Genomic DNA, 19470 nt, shown 5'->3' on the forward strand with positions numbered 1-19470 from the left:
TTCACTGTATCAGCTATTTGAAAAATGGGGGCTAAATATTGCTCTTTTGACGAGTTCAGCCTTCATATGTCACCACTTGACCTACTGGATAGGTTGGAGCTGTTGCTGGGTCAAATGCCAAAATACCAGCTAACCCTACTCCGGTTGCCCCGGTATCTCCCGTAGCGCCAGTGGCTCCGGTTACTCCGGTCGCTCCTGTATCTCCCGTTGCACCCGTGGCTCCGGTTACTCCGGTCGCTCCCGTATCTCCCGTGGCACCCGTGGCTCCGGTTACTCCGGTCGCTCCCGTATCTCCCGTGGCACCCGTGGCTCCGGTTACTCCGGTCGCTCCCGTATCTCCCGTTGCACCTGTAGCTCCGGTTACTCCAGTCGCTCCCGTATCTCCCGTTGCACCTGTAGCTCCGGTTACTCCAGACGCTCCCGTATCTCCCGTTACACCTGTGGCTCCGGTTACTCCGGTCGCTCCCGTATCTCCCGTTACACCTGTGGCTCCGGTTACTCCGGTCGCTCCCGTATCTCCCGTTACACCTGTGGCTCCGGTTACTCCAGTCGCTCCCGTATCTCCCGTTGCACCTGTGGCTCCGGTTACTCCAGTCGCTCCCGTATCTCCCGTTGCACCCGTGGCTCCGGTTACTCCGGTCGCTCCCGTATCTCCCGTTACACCTGTGGCTCCGGTTACTCCGGTCGCTCCTGTATCTCCCGTGGCGCCTGTCACACCTGCGGCTGCCAATAACGTATAATCTGGAGACGTATCTGGTGTGCCAGTTGGTGGCGCTGTATTTACGATATAAGTTCCACCTTCATATGTCACCACTTGACCTACTGGATAGGTTGGAGCTGTTGCTGGGTCAAATGCCAAAATACCAGCTAACCCTACTCCGGTTGCATATGTCACCACTTGACCTACTGGATAGGTTGGAGCTGTTGCTGGGTCAAATGCCAAAATACCAGCTAACCCTACTCCGGTTGCCCCGGTATCTCCCGTTGCTCCTGTGGCTCCGGTTACTCCGGTCGCTCCCGTATCTCCCGTTACTCCTGTGGCTCCGGTTACTCCGGTCGCTCCCGTATCTCCCGTTACTCCTGTGGCTCCGGTTACTCCGGTCGCTCCCGTATCTCCCGTTGCACCGGTCGCTCCGATTGCTCCTGTCGCTCCTGTATCTCCCGTTGCACCCGTGGCTCCGGTTGCTCCAGTCGCTCCCGTGGCTCCTGTTCCTGTTGCCCCTGTGGCACCCGTATCTCCTGTGGCTCCGGTCGCTCCAGTAGCACCTGTATCTCCAGTAGCGCCGGTCGCTCCTGTTCCTGTTGCCCCTGTGGCACCCGTATCTCCTGTGGCTCCGGTCGCTCCCTCCAGTAGCGCCGGTCGCTCCTGTTCCTGTTGCCCCTGTGGCACCCGTATCTCCTGTGGCTCCGGTCGCTCCGGTTGCGCCTGTATCTCCAGTAGCGCCGGTCGCTCCTGTTCCTGTTGCTCCCGTGGCACCCGTATCTCCTGTGGCTCCGGTCGCTCCAGTAGCACCTGTATCTCCAGTAGCGCCGGTCGCTCCTGTTCCTGTTGCCCCTGTGGCACCCGTATCTCCTGTGGCTCCGGTCGCTCCGGTTGCGCCTGTATCTCCAGTAGCGCCAGTCGCTCCTGTTCCTGTTGCTCCTGTGGCACCCGTATCTCCTGTGGCTCCGGTCGCTCCAGTTGCGCCTGTATCTCCTGTTGCTCCTGTTCCTGTTGCTCCGGTTGCACCCGTATCTCCTGTCGCACCCGCAGCGGCTAGAAGCGTATAATCTGGTGATGTATCCGGTGTACCCGTTGGTGATGCTGTGTTTGCAAGATACGTTCCACCTTCATATGTCACTACTTGACCCAATGGATATCCTGGTGCCGCTGCCGCATCAAAAGGAACGACTCCAGTTAGACCTACACCAGTGGCTCCTGTTGCACCCGTCGGACCTGGATCTCCGGTGACACCTGTTGGTCCTGTACCTGTTGCGCCCGCAGCTGCTAAAAGCGTATAATCCGGCGATGTATCAGGCGTACCTGTTGGTGGTGCTGAATTTACCACATACGTACTGCCATCATATGTCACCACTTGACCTACTGGATACGCCGGGGCTACCGCTGGATCAAATGCTACAATCCCTGTTAACCCAACGCCTGTTGGGCCTTGTGGACCTGCCGGGCCGGCTGGACCCGCTGGGCCTACTGGACCCACTGGACCCGCCGGACCTGCTGGGCCTCTCCTTCCTCTTCCCCCTGGCGGTCCTTGAATGACACACACACAAGGATCTTTTCCGCAGCATGGATTTTTTACTGGTTTCCTTGGTTTGTCTGATTTACCTTTCTTACAACTATCACATTCCCAGCCATCATCCTTATACGCATCATACCAGCTTCCTTTTTGGTAGTGGTCTGTCGAATGAGTTGGGTATATCTTTCCGCATTGTCTACATTTTCTCATAGAATCACCCCCATCCATCGTATTCATCATGATCGATAAAGGTGTATGTACAATTTTATTTTTATCAAAAAATTTGAAAGGTCTTGCACTCTACGTGCAAGGACCTCTTTCCATCGTTAAAATGTCATCGTCATTTTTAAATCTTTTCCTACCATACTATATTCAATATCCGCTGGACGGATCGCCTTTTTTAGTTTCTTCACACCTTCTCCTTCAAAAAAAGTAGGTGCATCTTTCCCTCCGATTAATAAAGGTGCCATATAGATAACAGCTTCGTTCACAAGTGATGCTTCTAAAAATGACGCACTCACACTGCCCCCTGCCTCTACAAGCACTGACATCACAGAGCGCTTCTTCAACATGTGTAACACATCCTGAAGATCTGTCCGGTGTTCTCCGCTTGTGACAAATACTTGATGACCTTTTTGTATCAACTGTTGATACTTTTGATGATCATAATCTTGTGATGTACAAATTATGGTTTCTGCCCTATGATCTGTTAAGCATTTGGCATGAAGCGGTATCCTTAATGTTGAATCTAAAATGACTCGAATGGGCTGATGGTTGAATGAATCCTTTACAATTAAGCCGGCATCATCTTGAATAATCGTTTCCACTCCTGTCAGCACCGCATCTACTTCTTGACGTAAGCGCTGCACATCTGTTCTCGCTTCTATTCCAGTGATCCATTTGCTTTCTTGATCAGCCGTGGCAATTTTCCCATCTATCGAAATAGCTGATTTTAAAATGACATAAGGAAGGTTTGTTTGCATCAAATGAAAAAAAGGCGCATTTAAACGATCTGCTTCCTGTTTACATATCCCTTGCTCCACTTCAATTCCAGCCTTTTTCAAAAAGGCAATTCCTTTACCTGCAACAACCGGATTCGGATCTTGGGTGGCAATCAACACTTTCTTCACTCCACTTTTGATGATCGCTTCGGTGCAAGGGCCTGTTTTTCCGTGATGTGTACAAGGTTCGAGTGTCACATACATGTCAGCTCCCTTCGCCTTTTCTCCTGCCATTTGCAGCGCATGAATTTCAGCATGAGGCTCGCCAGCCTTCATGTGCGCACCAATCCCAACAATCTCACCGCTCTGAACAATCACTGCACCAACAAGCGGATTGGGTGAGGTTTGTCCTTTCATCGCCTTCGCGTTGGCAATCGCCAGCTTCATATAAAAAACATCGTCTTTCATCTCGGGCTCCTTTCTTCTCTCAAGGGAAAGAACTCCTTCAGAAAATGAAGGAGTTCTATTCTCATGTGCTATACTGTCTCAAGCCGTTTCTTTTCAGATCGATCATAGTAAGGCAAGGAATAAAACAGTTTATATGATGCTCGTTGTTTACAAAAACAGCATTTGCGACATTCATATTTATTAATGAGGAGCACATGCGGACAATTGAGTACAGTCAGACCTTTTTTCATATGTTCCTTGCAAACACTTATCATGAGAATCCCCCGCTTACATTCTTTTTCTTAATGAGAGATTACTTCTTTCGGAAATTGTTCAAATAAGCGCAGTACTTCCGTATGTGTGCCATCTTCTCGAATATAATAAATACCACCGTCATATGAGCTTGCATACACATCATTTCCTAGTTGTCTAATGGCACTAATGCCATTCTTAGCAATTCGAATCGGACCTGTATTGACATCTAGCTCTGGATTCCAGACCACAATATATCCCCAATAGTCTCCGCTCACAATATAGCCAGAGTCTGTCACAGTGATGGATTTAATGGAATATTGATGCTCGTTGTGCTGATTTAAAATTCTGCCTGTATGCAAATCAAACAATCGGACGTTTTTATCACGGCTGACAATGGCAATACGATCTCTTTTGCTATCAATAAATACATCATTTAACAGCTCTGTCGCCCCGATATATTCTGCTGTTAAGGACAAACTCTTTTTATCGAGAAGACAGATGGTTCCTTCCACTGCTGCTGTGATGATATGATCTCCTTCTACCTTTAATGCTTTGACCGCGCAATCATGTGCTTTAGAACGGCCAATTTCCTTTAAGTGTTCTGTCGAAATGACATGCACATAACCGCCATAAGTGCCGATATAAAATTGACGATCCTCCTCATGGAAATACACACTATTGACAGGACCTGTGTTGAGATCAAAAGAGACCATTTGCTGCAATGACTCGTGTACAATATGCACCTGACTCGCATGATCGCCCCATGCATAATAGCTTCCATCCCGTGCAACAGCCACTCCATTTGTGAGAACACCTGTTGATTTTGCGATTTCGATTCCATTCTTTCTGAATTTTCCGTCATCTGATGCAGTGATAATATCACCCGCTTCAGTCAACGCAATATCATTAATAGAAGGTGTCGCCAATTCCTGCTCATCAGAGATCACTTTTCCTTCTTGAATTGACCATTCACAATACGTTTTCCCAAAGCTGGCTCCTAAAATGGCTTGCTCGTCTTCTGTCCAAACAAGCGAGCGTTCCCATTGATATTTATGAGGCAGCAACGTATCAATTAAATCACCGGTTTCATAATTCCACAGCTTAATTAGATGGTCATAACCCGCTGTAAGCAAGTAGTTACCGCTCGGCGAAAAATTCACACGTTTCACACCTTGTAAATGAGCTTTAATGATTTTTTTCTCCTGTAATGTAGCGGCATCATAAATGATAACTGTGCCATCGTCTCTACCAAGGGCGAATACTTCTTTTTGATTGCTGCCGCTGATGGTATCCAGCTCATAATCAAACGGGCCAATTTCACCTACAATTTCTCCTGTTTCATAGAGCCATACAAGGACATAGCCATCGTCACCAGTTGTATAAGCTTTATCCTCATGAATCCATACAGCTAATACATCCTTGCTATGTCCATGAAATTCTCTTAAAATGGCTCCCGTTTCAATATCCCAAACTAAGCATCTTCTGTCTCTGGACACCGATACAAGAAGCGTATCCTGCTTTGCAAATGCGACAGCTTCCACATCATCCGCATGACCATATAACGTACGAATTCTTGTATGTGTGCTAGTATCATATAATTGAATGGTATAGTCTGACGATGCACTCGCTAAATACGTTCCATTTTCCGAAAGGGATAAAGAGTTGATGATATGCTCGTGACTGCCAATGAATGTTCCTTCTCCCGTGGCACGGTCCCATTTATAAATACAGCGGTCATAGCCACCTGTGTAGACAATTTGGTCATGCTGAGTTGATAAAACGGATGTAATCGGTCCTCTATGCATGGTTTTACACTCCCACCTTTATATGTTGTTTTTGACGAGTAACTACACGAAAACCAGTAAATCGAAAAACAGGGTCTGGGTGTTTCCCGTGTCTTCTTGCGACTCTGCATAAATCTCCGCCTCTTGCGAAGGAGCCACCTTTTAAAATGTAGTAATCACTGCCGAGTGTCTCGGTTAAATCATCTACAACCTCAATTCCGCCTTCATATATGTGATACTTGGTGTTGACCCATTCTTCGACATTGCCACCCATATCATATAGTCCAAATAGAGATCTTCCTTTTTCGTAATGACGGACAGGTGTCGTTTTTTCAATATTTGATTCGTGCGTATTACAGTAAGAGGGATCAAACTCATCTCCCCAAGGATATTGATGTCTCGTATTGCCCCGGGCAGCATATTCCCATTCTTCCTCAGTAGGGATCGATACCTCATATCCAAGCTTCCCGCTCAGCCACTGACAAAATGAGAAAGCTTCCTCGATGTCCATGCCCCAAGCTGGATGGTCTTTTCCCCCGCCAAGTTCTAGGTTCGTCAAGCTCTCTGGATAAGGCTTTCCTGTCTCGTCGCAATAGCTTTGATACCATTCATTGGTGACGACCGTATCTGAGATGAAAAATTCGTTTATATACGGCTGATAAGATGGAAATTCTTTGTACAGCCATTTTTGAAATTTTTTCTCACGGCCATAGGCTGGATTCAGAAGTTTGTCCTTCCAAAATTCTGATGCCTTTTTCATATCTTCTTCATTACTTCCAATCGTCGCATAGCCGCTTGGGATTTGAATCCAATTGATATCAGGTTTCACGCTTTTCTCCCGCCTTCTTTAAATAAACTCATCTACTGATTAATTAATTTCTTCTCATCGACCATATGCCCTGATGCTGCTTTTGCCTTTAAATACGCCTCATTATAGAGAGAGGCTTCTACCGTATGATCAAACCGTAAAACCGGAAGACCGTAAGCAGCAATGGAATCGACTTTATCTGGATTATTGGTTAAGAGATGCAATGGTTTATCTTTGTTTAAATAGTGCAAGACAGCCGCTGCTTCCTCGTAATGCCGATCATCATCTCCGCAGCCGATCAACCTGTTCGCCTCAAATGTATCCAGTTTCATTTCCTGTAATTTATACGTGAAGGCTTTGGCCATTAGCCCAATAGAGCGCCCTTCTTGATTGGCCATATACACAAGCATGCCTTTTCCGTAATCGGTGATTTTTTTTAGCGATGATGCAAGCTGTGGACCGCAATCACATTTCAGTGACCCAAACACATCCCCTGTTTGGCAGACACTATGAATTCGCACAAGCGGCGGCACTTCATTTTCAAAGTCGCCAAAAAGGAGACAAGAGGAAAATGTTTGCTGCTCGGTACTCATTTGTACAATAGACTCAACCGTTGGCGTTGTATCAGCTTCTACAGACGCAAAGGCATACCATGTAAACTGCACTTCTTCATGTTCAATAGAGATCGGCAGGTTCACTGGCCCCACGAGCAAATAGTGTTTTTCTTGAAATGTAAAATGATGAATCATTGATTGTAGTTCAGCTACAAACTTGTTCATTTGTCTCCCCCTATTCATCACTGCACCCCATTGAACTCTCTCAGCGCAGTGATGGCGTGATGAATATGTGTATGCACTCCCTTTGCATCCTGAGCACCGGTTCCAGCTAGAATCATGGCTCAGGAGAAATTTCCTGTCATACTGGCTGAATAGATGTGCGATGCCAATCATCCATCAGTACCTTTCATAAAGACTCTTTTTAGACTGTCACTTGTCCAGTACAAAGGAGCAGAAATCGAGCTTCATACGCTGTATTCTCTGTAAGAGAGCAACACCATTTGATGATTCTTGAATGGAAACTGACATGCTCTTTCTCTAAAAGAATATCTCTGCTAGCTTCAAGCTACTTTCTCCTTTACTAGAAGCTCTGGTTCTTCAAATGCACGTCATCCGGTTGTGCCCTTTGATTGGATGAATAATCCTTACTTCAATTCAGCTACATTGATTGAAACATGACACCCGCCTAGGTATGCACCAAGAACCATCACATCAAACATCGCGTTTATCCTCCTTTGCACTAGATTTTGACAGCAATGACATGATGCTGGCTGATCCCAGCCTTCGCTTGTAATGGTGTAATCGAAACGAGCTCAAGTCCTGATGTACAAATCTTTTCTCCAAGCTGAGTATCTGAGAATGAAAAATGGAAGCGTCCATCTTCTCCGATTAAGCCTGTTTTCCACTCTTCTCCCCATACAACAAGGGAAAACACACCACCTTCATGAAGCAGCGAGGAAATCTGCTTTAAGTATCGTTCGTGGTCATCAGGGTGCTGATGGTGAAAGCAGCCATGATCTAAAATCAGATCAAACGTCAGCTCGCGCCCTTGATTCATTGACCAGGACATAAAATCTTGATGATAAAAATGGACAGGAACCTCTTTTCTCTTCTTTAATCCTTGCCATTCCTCATGCTCATAAAGGTCAATGCCGGTATATGCCGACAGTCCTTGTAAATGTTCAAGAGCCCGTCCATTCCCGCATCCGATATCCAGCACAGAAGCAAGTGCATCCTTTTCCCTGGAACGCCATGCCTTGAGAGACATCACTGCAGCGTCTGTTAATGATGGATCAGTGGACCACATATCTGTTCTTTGCTCATAGTGTTCTTGAAAAGCCATGCGCATTTTCTCTAAATACAACCCGCTGTCTTCATGATACAAAGCCTTTTTCATCACGTGACCTCCTTCAATTCACAATCACCTTTCCTAACAAAGGTGGTTTTCAAGCAAAAAGCCTTATGATAAAATGAAAGATGGATTTTTTAGGAAATCTGTTTTCTGAAAAAGGAGAGAAGCATCCCACATGTCACTCTTCTTTTTCAGCACTCATCTTCACATACAACCCCAGCCATTCAACTGTTACAGCGCCTTAGTTTGTTATACATTTTCTTCATATGGGTTCACCTCCTTAACAGCGTTTAGAAAGCGTTTTCTTTATGATGATCCTCTGAATACCCTGAATCATATCATTGAGAAATAGGCATAGTAGAAAAACGAATCTACCATTCTAAGCTATCTATCATCCATTTCTTTTTGTCTAATAGATATTTCTTCAGTATCGCTCTGCCTCAGAAGCGCTCTCCCTTAGGTCTTAATGCATCATCATTTACAGAATAGATCCTGAAATCCACCTATCAAAAATTTAACAACTACTTCCATAATGACTTGATTAAGCCAAATATATTGTTTTTAGATTATTTTGTCAACAAATTATTTCCTAAACATTAGAATGATTTTCTAATTGAAAATACAGGTATATTTCGTGGTTTTTTGACCTTAAAACACTTATTTCTACACAAAAATATAACTTAAACCAATAGAACTAAGAAATTTATCTACTAAATTACACAAGATTTTTATTTCATTTTGAGATAAAAATAAAGATATCATAATTATTTCCCGAATGGTTTTTTGTGATATTTTCACTACTTTTTTCATTTTTTTGATGGTATCCTTTGATATTTCTATATTTTCAATTAGACATTTTACTGTTTATCCCAATTTTTTAACCTTCCTTAATATAGTGAAAAAGACAGATGGTAGATTTTAATTATCGCAGCATGAAAAAAAGCCCCTTACAAAAGTAAGAGGCTTTCAGCGTGTAGACAAACCCTCGCATTCTTTGTCAGTCCTGCGCGCTGGTACTCACGAATGACAAATTCGCTCCGCGCCAGTGCTCGTCCTTCCTAGACTGCAAAGGTTTTCTATCACGCTGAAAAGAAGACAAAGGGCTAAAATAAAGTTCATTTTAGCCCTTTGTCAACAATCTGACGATGGCGTTTATGCCCAATTTTTCACTTTTTCATGGTCAGTCACAAAGAGAAGAACTTTTCCTTCGTCTAAATGTTCTTCAAATGTCTCAGCTTCTTCTTTTGAGAAACCAATTTCGTGAATCTTATTGCGGAGTTCATCGCCCTTTTTGCTAAAGATGTTTCCAACCGCATGCTTGAGTCCAACTTCTTTTGGACCTATCGTATTGGCATCTGCGTTGCTTGCAATACGCTCAGTTCGATCATCGTCATGGGACAGAACATAAATGTCCTCTCTTGCAACACCGAGTTGTTTTAATTGCTCCACATCTCTTTGAAGTGTTTCATCATTTGAATACTCTCTTACAACAGGTTTCATTTATTATTCCTCCTTTAACGTCTTACGAATCTTTTACCCGTCACTTTTGTCATTAAACCTTCCTCCAGCACATCCATTTTTACTCTGTGAACTTCATGCGTCTATGGACTTATTTTTGACAAAAAGACTGCAAAATGACTAAATTTTCTGAAAAATCGTATTCATTCCTTGTCATTTGTTGTACAATTCTTATACTGGAGGCTAGAAATGGGGTGGAGCTGATGTATTATTTTTCAGCTGAGCAGCAGTTTAATGCATGGGTTGTCAGTGATTTGGTGAAACAGCTTTTTCAAAAATGGAATCCTGAAGAATCAAAAGCAAAGCCGCTTACTTTGTTTGCTGAACAGCACTTTCACATCTGCATCGATTATCTCTTTTCTATTATTATTAACATTGGAGATATCGAGTCAATCGAACAAGATCCACAAGACCTGTTGTCCTCATATTTAAATATCCTTTTTCCTTTTGTGACGCACGATATGATGAAAGCCTCCATGCAAAATGCAAATGAATATTTGTTAAAAGAACGTGATGCGGATGAATATCAACTGTTTGGTTGTCTCCCGCCGCTCCTTTCTGTCTCTCTTCAAAAAAAGTAGTCCCCTTCTTTTAGATGGTGGCTGCTTTTTTGTATGTGCTTGGAAAAGACCGTATGTTTTGAACGAAAAGAAGCATCATGTTAATGTAAATCTAGGTTGCAAGTGAAAGGGAGGATTTGACATGAGTCAACAAAAACAAATTCAATTAGCAAAACGTCCAAAAGGGTTACCTACTAAAGATGTTTTTCATTTTGAAACAGTTGATATACCAACGCCGCAAGATGGCGAAGTCTTGATTCAAACGAAATATGTGTCTGTAGATCCTTACATGAGAGGACGAATGCAAGATACAAAATCCTATACACCTCCGTTTAAACTCAATGAAGTGATCCAGGGTGGTGTGGTCGGAGAAGTCGTCGAGTCCAAATCTCCTCAATTTGAGAAAGGTGATTTTGTACTTGGATTCCTTGGCTGGCAGGAATATTCTACTGCCAAAGCAGAGTCTCTGACAAAAATTGATCCATCCATTGCGCCGTTATCTTATTACTTAGGGATTTTGGGCATGCCAGGACAAACCGCCTATTTTGGACTTCTTGCGATTGGTCAGCCAAAAGAAGGCGAAACTGTTGTCATTTCTGGAGCCGCAGGTGCCGTTGGTTCTGTTGTCGGACAGATCGCTAAAATCAAAGGTGCCCACGTCGTTGGAATTGCCGGATCTGATGATAAGCTGGCTTATTTAAAAGAACTCGGCTTTGATGAAACCATTAATTATAAAACAACAAATGATTTAGATGACGCCATTGCAAAAGCCTGTCCAAACGGTGTCGATGTGTATTTTGACAATGTGGGCGGCGACATCTCTGATGCTGTGATGAATCATTTGAACCGTTTTGCACGTATTCCAGTCTGCGGCGCCATTTCTTCTTATAACATTAGTGCAAACGAAGACATTGGCCCTCGTGTGCAAACAAAACTCATAAAAACAAGTGCATTAATGCAGGGCTTCATTGTTGCCAACTACTCTGATCGTTTTGAAGAGGCGGCAAAAGATCTCGCACAATGGGTAAAAGAAGACAAACTGACTTACAAAGAAACCATTATCGAAGGTTTTGACCATATTCCAGATGCATTCCTTGGACTATTCAAAGGGGAAAATGTCGGAAAACAGCTTGTCAAAATTTCATAACAAAAAAGGACCCTGCCAATTATGGAGGGTCCTTTTCTTATGCCTGCTTGGGCGCAAGGTGCAGCTGGCCTTGCTTATACACAATTTCTTCAAGCGAAAGATTCAGCTTTTTCGCCATTTTTTTCAGCATTGATTGCTCTTGAGGTGTGACAAGACTGATGACTGCGCCTTCTTTTCCTGCGCGTCCGGTTCTACCTGAACGGTGGATGTAGCCCTCTTCATTTGGCATATCTGCATGAATCACATATGGCAGATCATCAATATCGATTCCTCTTGCTGCAATATCTGTTGCAAGGAGGAGCGGGAATTCACGCTGTTCAAATGCCTTTAAGATGACAGCACGCTCTGCTTTTTTCGCTTCACTGTGAAGCACACCAAGGTCGACATGGTGATACGCTAATTTTTCTGCATAAATGCTCAAATTCGTAATATCTCGCACAAAGACAAGTGCCTGCATGTCCTCAAGCCGTGATAGCTTTTGCAGTAATTTCACCTTGTCGCGCTGATCACATAACAGGTAATAATGCCCTACCTTCTGCGCTTCTTCTTGGCTTCTGCTAATTTTCAATACTTCTGGCTCAGATGCGATGTCTTTGATCAGTTGAACGGTTTCCTCTTTCAACGTCGCAGAAAAACAAAGGATTTGTCTTTCTTTTAATGTGGATTTAATGATCGCTTGGATCGTTTTCATATGCTCTGGGACAAGAAGTTGATCTGCCTCATCTAACACGATTGTTTTCACTTCATGCATTTTCAGTTTCTTGATTTTGATTAACTCTTGTACGCGACCCGGTGTCGCCACCACGATATTCGGGTGTTTTTTTAGCTTTTCCTGCTGCTTCTTGATGTTTGCCCCGCCTATTAAGGAAATAGCTTTGATGTCTGAACCTTGTTTGAATTCTTGCACGACATCAAAAATTTGCATCACAAGCTCTCTTGAAGGTGCCAAGATTAAGACTTGCGGGTGTTTGATAGTCACATCAATTTTATTTAAAAGCGGCAGAACATACGCAAGTGTCTTCCCTGTTCCAGTCGGTGATTCTGCGATCACATCGCGTTTTTCCGTAATCCACTCTGCTGTTTGTTCTTGTATCGCTGTTGGCTTCTCAAAGCCAGCCGCTTCAAAGTTCTTTTGAATAAATGGCTTTGCTTCTTTAAAAAATGCCCAATTTTCCGTCATGTTGATCTCCTTTATCCTCATTCAATCTATCCTTAAGTATCTCAAAATCAGCTTTGAAACGCAATTTTTCTTTTGATGCTTTTATCGAGCCGGACAGTTCGATATAATCATGAGAGGCACTAGCCGTTTTGAATCTATTTGAGGTGTAAAAAATGATATTATCTGTTAAAGATTTAAGTCATGGCTTTGGCGACAGAGCCATTTTCCACGAAGTCTCCTTCCGGTTATTAAAAGGCGAGCATGTCGGCTTGATCGGCGCCAACGGTGAAGGAAAGTCAACGTTTATGAATATTATTACTGGCAAGCTTGAGCCAGATGCAGGAAAGGTCGAATGGGCAAAAAATGTCCGTGTCGGCTACCTCGATCAGCATACCGTGCTTGAAAAAGGAAGAACCATTCGTGAAGTCCTTCAAGATGCATTCCATTATTTATTCTCAATGGAAGCCGCAATGAATGACATTTACGAAAAAATGGGTGAAGCAGATCCTGATGAGCTGGAAAAGCTTTTAGAAGAAGTAGGCGTCATTCAGGATGCCCTGACGAACAATGATTTTTATATCATTGATTCCAAGGTAGAGGAAATTGCAAGAGGTCTTGGGTTAACAGATCTCGGGCTCGATCGTGATGTGACAGAGCTGAGCGGCGGACAGCGGACAAAAGTACTACTTGCGAAATTGCTGTTAGAGAAGCCTGAAATTCTTCTTCTTGACGAGCCGACCAACTATTTAGATGAACAGCATATTGAGTGGTTGAAGCGCTATTTGCAGGAATATGAAAATGCGTTTATCCTCATTTCACATGATATTCCGTTCCTAAACAGTGTCATTAACTTGATTTATCATGTCGAAAATCAAGAACTCACGCGATACGTTGGTGATTATGATCAATTTAAACAAGTGTACGAAGTGAAAAAGCAGCAGCTAGAGGCAGCGTATAAAAGGCAGCAGCAAGAAGTGGCTGAATTAAAGGATTTTGTCGCGAGAAACAAAGCACGTGTCAGCACTCGAAATATGGCGATGTCTCGTCAAAAGAAACTCGATAAAATGGACATGATTGAATTAGCAGCGGAAAAACCAAAACCAGAATTCCACTTTAAACCTGCACGCACATCAGGGAAATTGATTTTTGAAACGAAGGATTTAGTCATTGGGTATGACGAACCGCTCTCTCGTCCATTGAATTTAAAAATGGAACGCGGGCAGAAAATTGCATTATACGGTGCCAACGGTATCGGAAAAACGACACTGCTCCGAAGTCTTCTTGGAGAAATCTCCCCCATTTCTGGTGAGGTGGAACGCGGAGAATTCCTGCATATTGGGTACTTTGAACAAGAAGTAAAAGAACAAAACAGCAACACTTGTATCGAAGAGGTGTGGAGCACCTTCCCATCATACACACAATATGAAGTCAGAGCTGCCCTTGCCAAATGCGGTTTAACGACAAAACATATTGAAAGCCGTGTGTCTGTTTTAAGTGGTGGTGAAAAAGCGAAGGTCCGCCTTTGCAAGCTCATTAACGAAGAAACCAATTTGCTTGTTCTCGATGAGCCGACAAACCACTTGGATGTCGATGCAAAAGAAGAACTAAAACGCGCGTTAAAAGAATATAAAGGCAGCGTCTTATTGATTTCTCACGAACCTGAATTTTATCAAGATGTGGCCACTGAAACTTGGAATTGTGAATCCTGGACGACCAAAGTATTATAATCACAAAAAAGCCTTATATCTCATGCAGATATAAGGCTTTTTCTATTTAATGACCTGCTTGAATATTGATGAGATGTTTCCGGCCAATTAGCAGGATGATCATGCCTAACAGAACGACAGCCGCCCCAACATAGTAAGGGGTGCTTGCAGTAAAAGATTCAGCAAGTACGCCGGCAATCCAAGGAGCAATCGCGCCCCCAATAAACCGCACGGCACTGTAAGAGGATGAAGCAATGGAACGCTCAACCGGTGCTGATCCCATCACTGCGGTCGTAAGCACAGTATTGATCATACCAAGAATACCCCCAGCAATGACAATTCCGCAGATGACGACTACAACATGTGAAGTCCAGATTCCAATACCGAATAAAATCACAGCAAACGAAGCAAACAGAACCACAAGAGAAGTCAATGTTCCAAGCTTGCGATGAATGACCGGCGCTGAGAAGACGGAAGTCACAGCTAAAAATAGTCCCCATCCAAAAAAGACATAACCAAGACCATGCTCATCCAGATGAAGCACAAATGGCGAATACGCTAAAAGCACAAAGAAACCGAAATTGTATAAGAAAGCGGCAGAAGCCATCGTTAAAAGTCCTTTATATTTTAACGCCCCGACAGCCTCGAATAATTTCACCTTTTTCTGGGGTTTTTGCATCGGCGGAAGCATAAACGTAATGGCTAAAAGAGCAACAAGCATTAACACCGCAACGCCAAAGAATGGACCGCGCCAAGAGATCGTCCCAAGCTCTCCGCCAAGCAGCGGTCCAACCGAAATCCCAAGACCTAGTGCAGCCTCGTATAAAATAATGGCCTTCGCACTTCCTCCAACAGACACGCCGACAATGACAGAGAGAGCCGTTGAAATAAATAAGGCATTCCCAATGCCCCATCCGCCTCTAAAACCAATTAATTCATTAATGGTTGAAGAAGTACCACCTAAAGCAGAAAAGACAATAATAAAGATGAGTCCTAATAATAACGTCCATTTGGCACCAATACGACTAGAAATAAAACCGGTAAAAAACATCACAAAGCCGGTGACAAGCAAATAGCTCGTAAATAAAAGAGACACCTGACTTGGAGATGCATGTAATTGTGATGCAATGGCTGGCAAAATCGGGTCTACAAGCCCTATGCCCATAAATGAAATCACACAAGCAAAGGCCACCGCCCAGACGGCCTTCGGCTGTCTAAGCAGACTCGTACGCTGTTTCAAAACTTCTTCTTCCTTCATTCCATCAGAACCTTTCCTACAGTTGTTTAACAAAATAAAATAAACACACTGAGGTGTTTATTTTTGTAATTGCTCAATGGCATGAGCCGCTCTTTCTTTCATCATTTCAAGATCCTTTTTAAAGGATTGAATCGTTTCTAGCTTTTTTGTAATCAATTGATGCTGCACAGTCAGCTGCGCATCAATATCTAACAGTTTCTCTAATCGTTCCTTCGGGTCAAGTGACAGCAAGTAGCCTTCTTTATTCAGCTCAAGCTGTTTTCCGATTTCCATAAACGATTGAAGCTCTTGTAAAGAAAAGCCAAGTACTTCTTTGGCCTGCATCACTTTCTCCAGTTCTTCCATGTCATCCTCTGAGTAAAGTCTGACACCGCCCTCTGTCCGCTTTGGTGCTGATAATAAACCAATCTCTTCATAGAAACGAATGGTCCGTTTCGTCAGACCGCTTCTTTTCGCCACTTGATCAATTTTCATCCATTCCATCACCAGTGCCTCCTGCTCATCAATTCATGTTTTATTATACACCTTTGTGACCTTAACGTAAACGTTAATGTTTGATCACTTGATTTCTATTGTGGTTTGATGCAGAATAAATAGGAATCATTACGTTTTAAAGGAGGTACCCTATGCGTTCATTTCCATCCAAAAAAGAACGACACGCACAATTCGGTTCTGTCCCGCCAAGCGCTAGAACAAAATCTTGTCAAAAAGAGGACATGATAGACATCCAACAAACCGAACAAGACTTTTATTTTGATCTGGAACAGGTCGGAATTTGCCGTGTGTCGTACCCTGTACATATTTTGTCTAAAACGGCTCCACAGCACCAAACCTCTTCCGCTGATTTTACGCTGAGTACATATTTGCCAGCTCATCAAAAAGGTATTCATATGAGCCGTCTCACCGAGCAGCTTCACTCATTTTATGAGAGCGGAAAGCCGGTTGATGTGGATTCCTTAAAAGAATTGACAGCACAGCTTGCCAAGCATATGAATCAGCCATCTGCCTCGATTCAAGTTTCCTTTCCGTGGTACATGGAAAAAAAGAGTCCCAACAGCGGAAAGTCCGGTTTGATGCATGCAGACGTGCAATACGACATCCACTTTCATGAAGAAAACGGATGGATTTGTCATATTGGCTGCACTGCTCAAGTGACAACGTTATGTCCTTGTTCAAAAGAAATCAGTGAATACGGTGCACATAATCAGCGCGGCACTGTATCTATTCAGGTAGAGCTGTTTGAACAAGGTCAACTCCCTGATGACATGAAAGCAGATCTACTGCAGATCATCGAGTCTAATGCGAGTGCGCCCCTTTACCCTGTACTCAAAAGACCAGATGAAAAACAAGTGACAGAAGAGGCCTATGAAAATCCACGTTTTGTAGAGGATGTTGCGAGATTAATTGCGGCAGAGTTGTACGAACAAAACTGGATCAAAGGGTTTCAAATTGAGTGTCGAAATGAAGAATCCATTCATCAGCACGATGCTTATGCCAAATGTTCTTATCAAAAAAAACTGTAGAATGTCTCTACAGTTTCAGCGTGTAGGCAAACCCTCGCATTCTTTGTCAGTCCTGCGTGCTGGTGCTCACGAATGCCAAATTCGCTCCGCGCCAGTACTCGTCCTTCCTAGACTGCAAAGGCTTTCTATCACGCTGAAAAGAAGACAAAGGGCTAAAATCAAGTTCATTTTAGCCCTTTGTCAACAATCTGAACTGTAGAATGTCTCTACAGTTTTTTTGCCAACCTTTATTTTTCATTACTTTCTAATTCCTCAATCATCATCGACAGTTCTGTCCAGCGATCCATCGCTTGTTCTAATTCTTCAGCGACGGCTTTTTGCTTGTCCATCAGCTCTTGAATTTTCCCAAAATCACTGCCAGCCTCAGCAATGCTGGCTTCGAGCTGCTGGTGTTTGTCCTCTAGTGCTTGTATCCGATCTTCAATCCCATCCCATTCAAGCTGGTCCTTATAGGATAGTTTTTTCCTCTTTTTCGGTGCAGCTTCTACTTGTTTTTCAGCTGGTTTTGTCTCTGTCCGCTTCTGTTCTTTTTCTTGCTCCATGTAATCGCTGTAAGCACCCTGGAAGTGTGAAATGCGTCCATTTCCTTCAAACACAAGCAGACGATGGACGACTCGGTCTAAGAAATAACGATCATGCGACACGGTGATGACTACGCCTGGGAACTGCTCCAAATAATCCTCTAAAATGCTGAGCGTCTCTGTATCAAGATCATTCGTCGGCTCATCTAAAAAGAGAACATTCGGCTCTTCCATCAATACCTTCAATAAATACAATCTGCGGCGCTCTCCCCCTGACAGCTTGCGGATAAACGTGCGCTGCATGGATCTAGGGAATAAAAATCTCTCCAACATCTGCTCTGCTGTCACAATGACGCCATCTGCCGTTTTGACAATTTCAGCTGTTTCTTTGATGTAATCAATGATATTCAGCTCTTCATTCATTTCGTTATGGTCCTGCGTGTAATAGCCAATGCGAACTGTTTGTCCAATGGTCAATTGTCCATTCGTCGGTTCGATTTTACCCGCCAGGCAATTGAGTAAAGTCGTTTTGCCCACTCCATTCGGTCCGATAAATCCGATGCGATCCCCTGGCACGACTAAATCGCTGAACTGGTCCACAAGGGTTTGACCAGCAAATGTGATGCTGATCTCTTCTGCCTCAATCACTTGTTTTCCAAGCCGGTGAGAACCGATCGCAAAATCAAGCTCTCCCTTTGCATCAGGTCCCTTTTGATCCTTCAGCTCTTCCACTCTGCCGATACGTGCTTTTTGCTTTGTCGTTCGAGCCTTTGCCCCTCTTCTGAGCCATGCAAGCTCACGTCTAAGCAGGTTTTGACGTTTCGTTTCTTTTACTTGAGCTTCTGCTTCTCGTTCCGCTCTTTTTTCTAAAAAGACTTCATAATTTCCTTTATATGTGTAAAGCTGCCCCTGATTTAATTCATAAATCCGATTGGCGACACGGTTTAAGAAATAACGATCATGGGTGACAAGAATGACAGCCCCGCTGTATTGACTCAAATACCCTTCAAGCCATTCAATGGTTGCGTTGTCTAGATGGTTTGTCGGCTCATCTAAAATCAGCAAACCCGCAGGCTGAATTAAATTTTTGGCGATCGCCACACGCTTTTTCTGTCCGCCTGATAACGCATGAACAGATCGGCTCACATCTTTAACGCCAAGCTTTGTCAAAATCGTTTTCGCAGAAAGGTTCGCATCCCATGCGTCGTCCTGATCCATTTTATTTTGCATACGCATAAGCGCTTCTTGTTTTGCCTCGTTTTGTGGATCATGCTCTAAATCAGCCAGCGCCTTTTCATAGGCTTTCATTGTTTGAATCATTGGTGCTGTTCCTGAAAAAATATAGTCGAGAATCGTTTCATCCCCGCTCATTTCAGGATCTTGCTCGAGAAATTCGATATCAAGTGTCCCTGCCTTTGTGATGTCGCCTTCCTCAAATGATTCAAGTCCTGCAATGACTTTTAAAAGCGTTGACTTCCCTGTTCCATTCGGTCCAATTAACCCGATGCGTTCCTTTGGTTCTATATGAAAAGAAATATGGTCAAACAGCGTTTTTTCGCCATAGGTTTTATATAATCCTTCTACATTCAATAAACTCATTTTATCAGCCCTTACATAGATTCTTCCTTTATTTTAAATCAGCCAGTAGCAGAAAACTAGTTTTAAAAAAACCCGCTGCTGAAAAGAATGTTTCCTTTTGAT

At 43.6% G+C, this 19470-nt stretch carries 14 protein-coding genes and 1 pseudogene; 4 read left to right on the top strand and 11 right to left on the bottom strand.

Annotated elements, in window-relative coordinates; genetic code table 11:
- Positions 1 to 55 precede the first annotated feature (55 nt).
- The 7 genes and pseudogenes from ASG46_RS21195 to ASG46_RS18675 all read right to left on the bottom strand — a co-directional run bounded on the left by ASG46_RS21195 (position 56) and on the right by ASG46_RS18675 (position 9877).
- Positions 56 to 2474 (bottom strand): annotated as a pseudogene (locus ASG46_RS21195) (beta strand repeat-containing protein).
- 86 nt (positions 2475 to 2560) lie between these two features.
- Positions 2561 to 3643, bottom strand: a complete 1083-nt coding sequence (gene ribD, locus ASG46_RS18650) for a bifunctional diaminohydroxyphosphoribosylaminopyrimidine deaminase/5-amino-6-(5-phosphoribosylamino)uracil reductase RibD (RefSeq protein ID WP_047946772.1) — start codon at positions 3641 to 3643, stop codon at positions 2561 to 2563.
- A gap of 281 nt (positions 3644 to 3924) precedes the next feature.
- A complete protein-coding gene (locus tag ASG46_RS18655) occupies positions 3925 to 5682 on the bottom strand; it encodes a WD40 repeat domain-containing protein (RefSeq protein ID WP_056705582.1) in 1758 nt (585 codons plus the stop codon).
- A 4-nt stretch (positions 5683 to 5686) separates the two neighbouring features.
- The gene (locus ASG46_RS18660) at positions 5687 to 6490 is read right to left on the bottom strand and encodes a formylglycine-generating enzyme family protein (RefSeq protein ID WP_056705585.1); all 804 of its coding nucleotides are present in this window, start codon (positions 6488 to 6490) and stop codon (positions 5687 to 5689) included.
- Positions 6491 to 6522: 32 nt separating this feature from the next.
- Positions 6523 to 7248 (bottom strand): GTP cyclohydrolase II, encoded by a 726-nt coding sequence (locus ASG46_RS18665; protein ID WP_056705588.1) that lies wholly within the window; start codon positions 7246 to 7248, stop codon positions 6523 to 6525.
- 517 nt (positions 7249 to 7765) lie between these two features.
- On the bottom strand, positions 7766 to 8422 hold the full coding sequence (locus ASG46_RS18670) for a class I SAM-dependent methyltransferase (protein ID WP_008343184.1): 657 nt from the start codon (positions 8420 to 8422) through the stop codon (positions 7766 to 7768).
- A gap of 1107 nt (positions 8423 to 9529) precedes the next feature.
- A complete protein-coding gene (locus ASG46_RS18675) occupies positions 9530 to 9877 on the bottom strand; it encodes a general stress protein (RefSeq protein ID WP_007496775.1) in 348 nt (115 codons plus the stop codon).
- Positions 9878 to 10098: 221 nt separating this feature from the next.
- Between ASG46_RS18675 and ASG46_RS18680 the strand changes: the two genes are divergently transcribed.
- Both ASG46_RS18680 and ASG46_RS18685 read left to right on the top strand, forming a co-directional pair.
- A complete protein-coding gene (locus ASG46_RS18680) occupies positions 10099 to 10476 on the top strand; it encodes a YfmB family protein (RefSeq protein ID WP_017366799.1) in 378 nt (125 codons plus the stop codon).
- A 121-nt stretch (positions 10477 to 10597) separates the two neighbouring features.
- Positions 10598 to 11602, top strand: coding sequence for an NADP-dependent oxidoreductase (locus tag ASG46_RS18685; protein ID WP_056705591.1), 1005 nt, complete (start codon positions 10598 to 10600; stop codon positions 11600 to 11602).
- A gap of 37 nt (positions 11603 to 11639) precedes the next feature.
- On the opposite strand, the gene ASG46_RS18690 is transcribed toward ASG46_RS18685, so the two are convergent.
- Positions 11640 to 12782 (bottom strand): DEAD/DEAH box helicase, encoded by a 1143-nt coding sequence (locus ASG46_RS18690; RefSeq protein WP_056705594.1) that lies wholly within the window; start codon positions 12780 to 12782, stop codon positions 11640 to 11642.
- 152 nt (positions 12783 to 12934) lie between these two features.
- Here ASG46_RS18690 and ASG46_RS18695 point away from each other — a divergent pair, with 152 nt between their 5' ends.
- Positions 12935 to 14488, top strand: a complete 1554-nt coding sequence (locus ASG46_RS18695; protein ID WP_008343192.1) for an ABC-F family ATP-binding cassette domain-containing protein — start codon at positions 12935 to 12937, stop codon at positions 14486 to 14488.
- A 46-nt stretch (positions 14489 to 14534) separates the two neighbouring features.
- Here ASG46_RS18695 and ASG46_RS18700 read toward each other — a convergent pair whose 3' ends face one another.
- Together ASG46_RS18700 and ASG46_RS18705 are read right to left on the bottom strand one after the other, a co-directional pair.
- Positions 14535 to 15725, bottom strand: a complete 1191-nt coding sequence (locus ASG46_RS18700; RefSeq protein ID WP_056705597.1) for an MFS transporter — start codon at positions 15723 to 15725, stop codon at positions 14535 to 14537.
- 57 nt (positions 15726 to 15782) lie between these two features.
- Positions 15783 to 16208 (bottom strand): MerR family transcriptional regulator, encoded by a 426-nt coding sequence (locus tag ASG46_RS18705; protein WP_017366797.1) that lies wholly within the window; start codon positions 16206 to 16208, stop codon positions 15783 to 15785.
- A 143-nt stretch (positions 16209 to 16351) separates the two neighbouring features.
- Between ASG46_RS18705 and folE2 the strand changes: the two genes are divergently transcribed.
- Complete coding sequence (folE2, locus tag ASG46_RS18710; RefSeq protein ID WP_056705599.1) at positions 16352 to 17248, top strand: GTP cyclohydrolase FolE2; 897 nt, start codon at positions 16352 to 16354, stop codon at positions 17246 to 17248.
- Positions 17249 to 17475: 227 nt separating this feature from the next.
- Here the strand turns inward: folE2 and ASG46_RS18715 are convergent, their stop codons facing one another.
- The gene (locus ASG46_RS18715) at positions 17476 to 19368 is read right to left on the bottom strand and encodes an ABC-F family ATP-binding cassette domain-containing protein (RefSeq protein WP_041506629.1); all 1893 of its coding nucleotides are present in this window, start codon (positions 19366 to 19368) and stop codon (positions 17476 to 17478) included.
- Between the last annotated feature and the right edge of the window lie 102 nt (positions 19369 to 19470).

The organism is Bacillus sp. Leaf49 (genome assembly GCF_001426125.1).
GTDB classification, from domain to species: domain Bacteria; phylum Bacillota; class Bacilli; order Bacillales; family Bacillaceae; genus Bacillus; species Bacillus altitudinis.

Bases quoted from the DNA above. Each gene is read 5' to 3' on its own strand.
- ASG46_RS18680 (WP_017366799.1), top strand. From the start codon at position 10,099: ATGTATTATTTTTCAGCTGAGCAGCAGTTTAATGCATGGGTTGTCAGT.
- ASG46_RS18695 (WP_008343192.1), top strand. From the start codon at position 12,935: ATGATATTATCTGTTAAAGATTTAAGTCATGGCTTTGGCGACAGAGCC.
- ribD (WP_047946772.1), bottom strand. From the start codon at position 3,643: ATGAAAGACGATGTTTTTTATATGAAGCTGGCGATTGCCAACGCGAAG.
- ASG46_RS18675 (WP_007496775.1), bottom strand. From the start codon at position 9,877: ATGAAACCTGTTGTAAGAGAGTATTCAAATGATGAAACACTTCAAAGA.
- ASG46_RS18665 (WP_056705588.1), bottom strand. From the start codon at position 7,248: ATGAACAAGTTTGTAGCTGAACTACAATCAATGATTCATCATTTTACA.
- ASG46_RS18670 (WP_008343184.1), bottom strand. From the start codon at position 8,422: ATGAAAAAGGCTTTGTATCATGAAGACAGCGGGTTGTATTTAGAGAAA.
- ASG46_RS18655 (WP_056705582.1), bottom strand. From the start codon at position 5,682: ATGCATAGAGGACCGATTACATCCGTTTTATCAACTCAGCATGACCAA.
- ASG46_RS18685 (WP_056705591.1), top strand. From the start codon at position 10,598: ATGAGTCAACAAAAACAAATTCAATTAGCAAAACGTCCAAAAGGGTTA.
- ASG46_RS18700 (WP_056705597.1), bottom strand. From the start codon at position 15,725: ATGAAGGAAGAAGAAGTTTTGAAACAGCGTACGAGTCTGCTTAGACAG.
- ASG46_RS18715 (WP_041506629.1), bottom strand. From the start codon at position 19,368: ATGAGTTTATTGAATGTAGAAGGATTATATAAAACCTATGGCGAAAAA.
- folE2 (WP_056705599.1), top strand. From the start codon at position 16,352: ATGCGTTCATTTCCATCCAAAAAAGAACGACACGCACAATTCGGTTCT.
- ASG46_RS18690 (WP_056705594.1), bottom strand. From the start codon at position 12,782: ATGACGGAAAATTGGGCATTTTTTAAAGAAGCAAAGCCATTTATTCAA.
- ASG46_RS18705 (WP_017366797.1), bottom strand. From the start codon at position 16,208: ATGGAATGGATGAAAATTGATCAAGTGGCGAAAAGAAGCGGTCTGACG.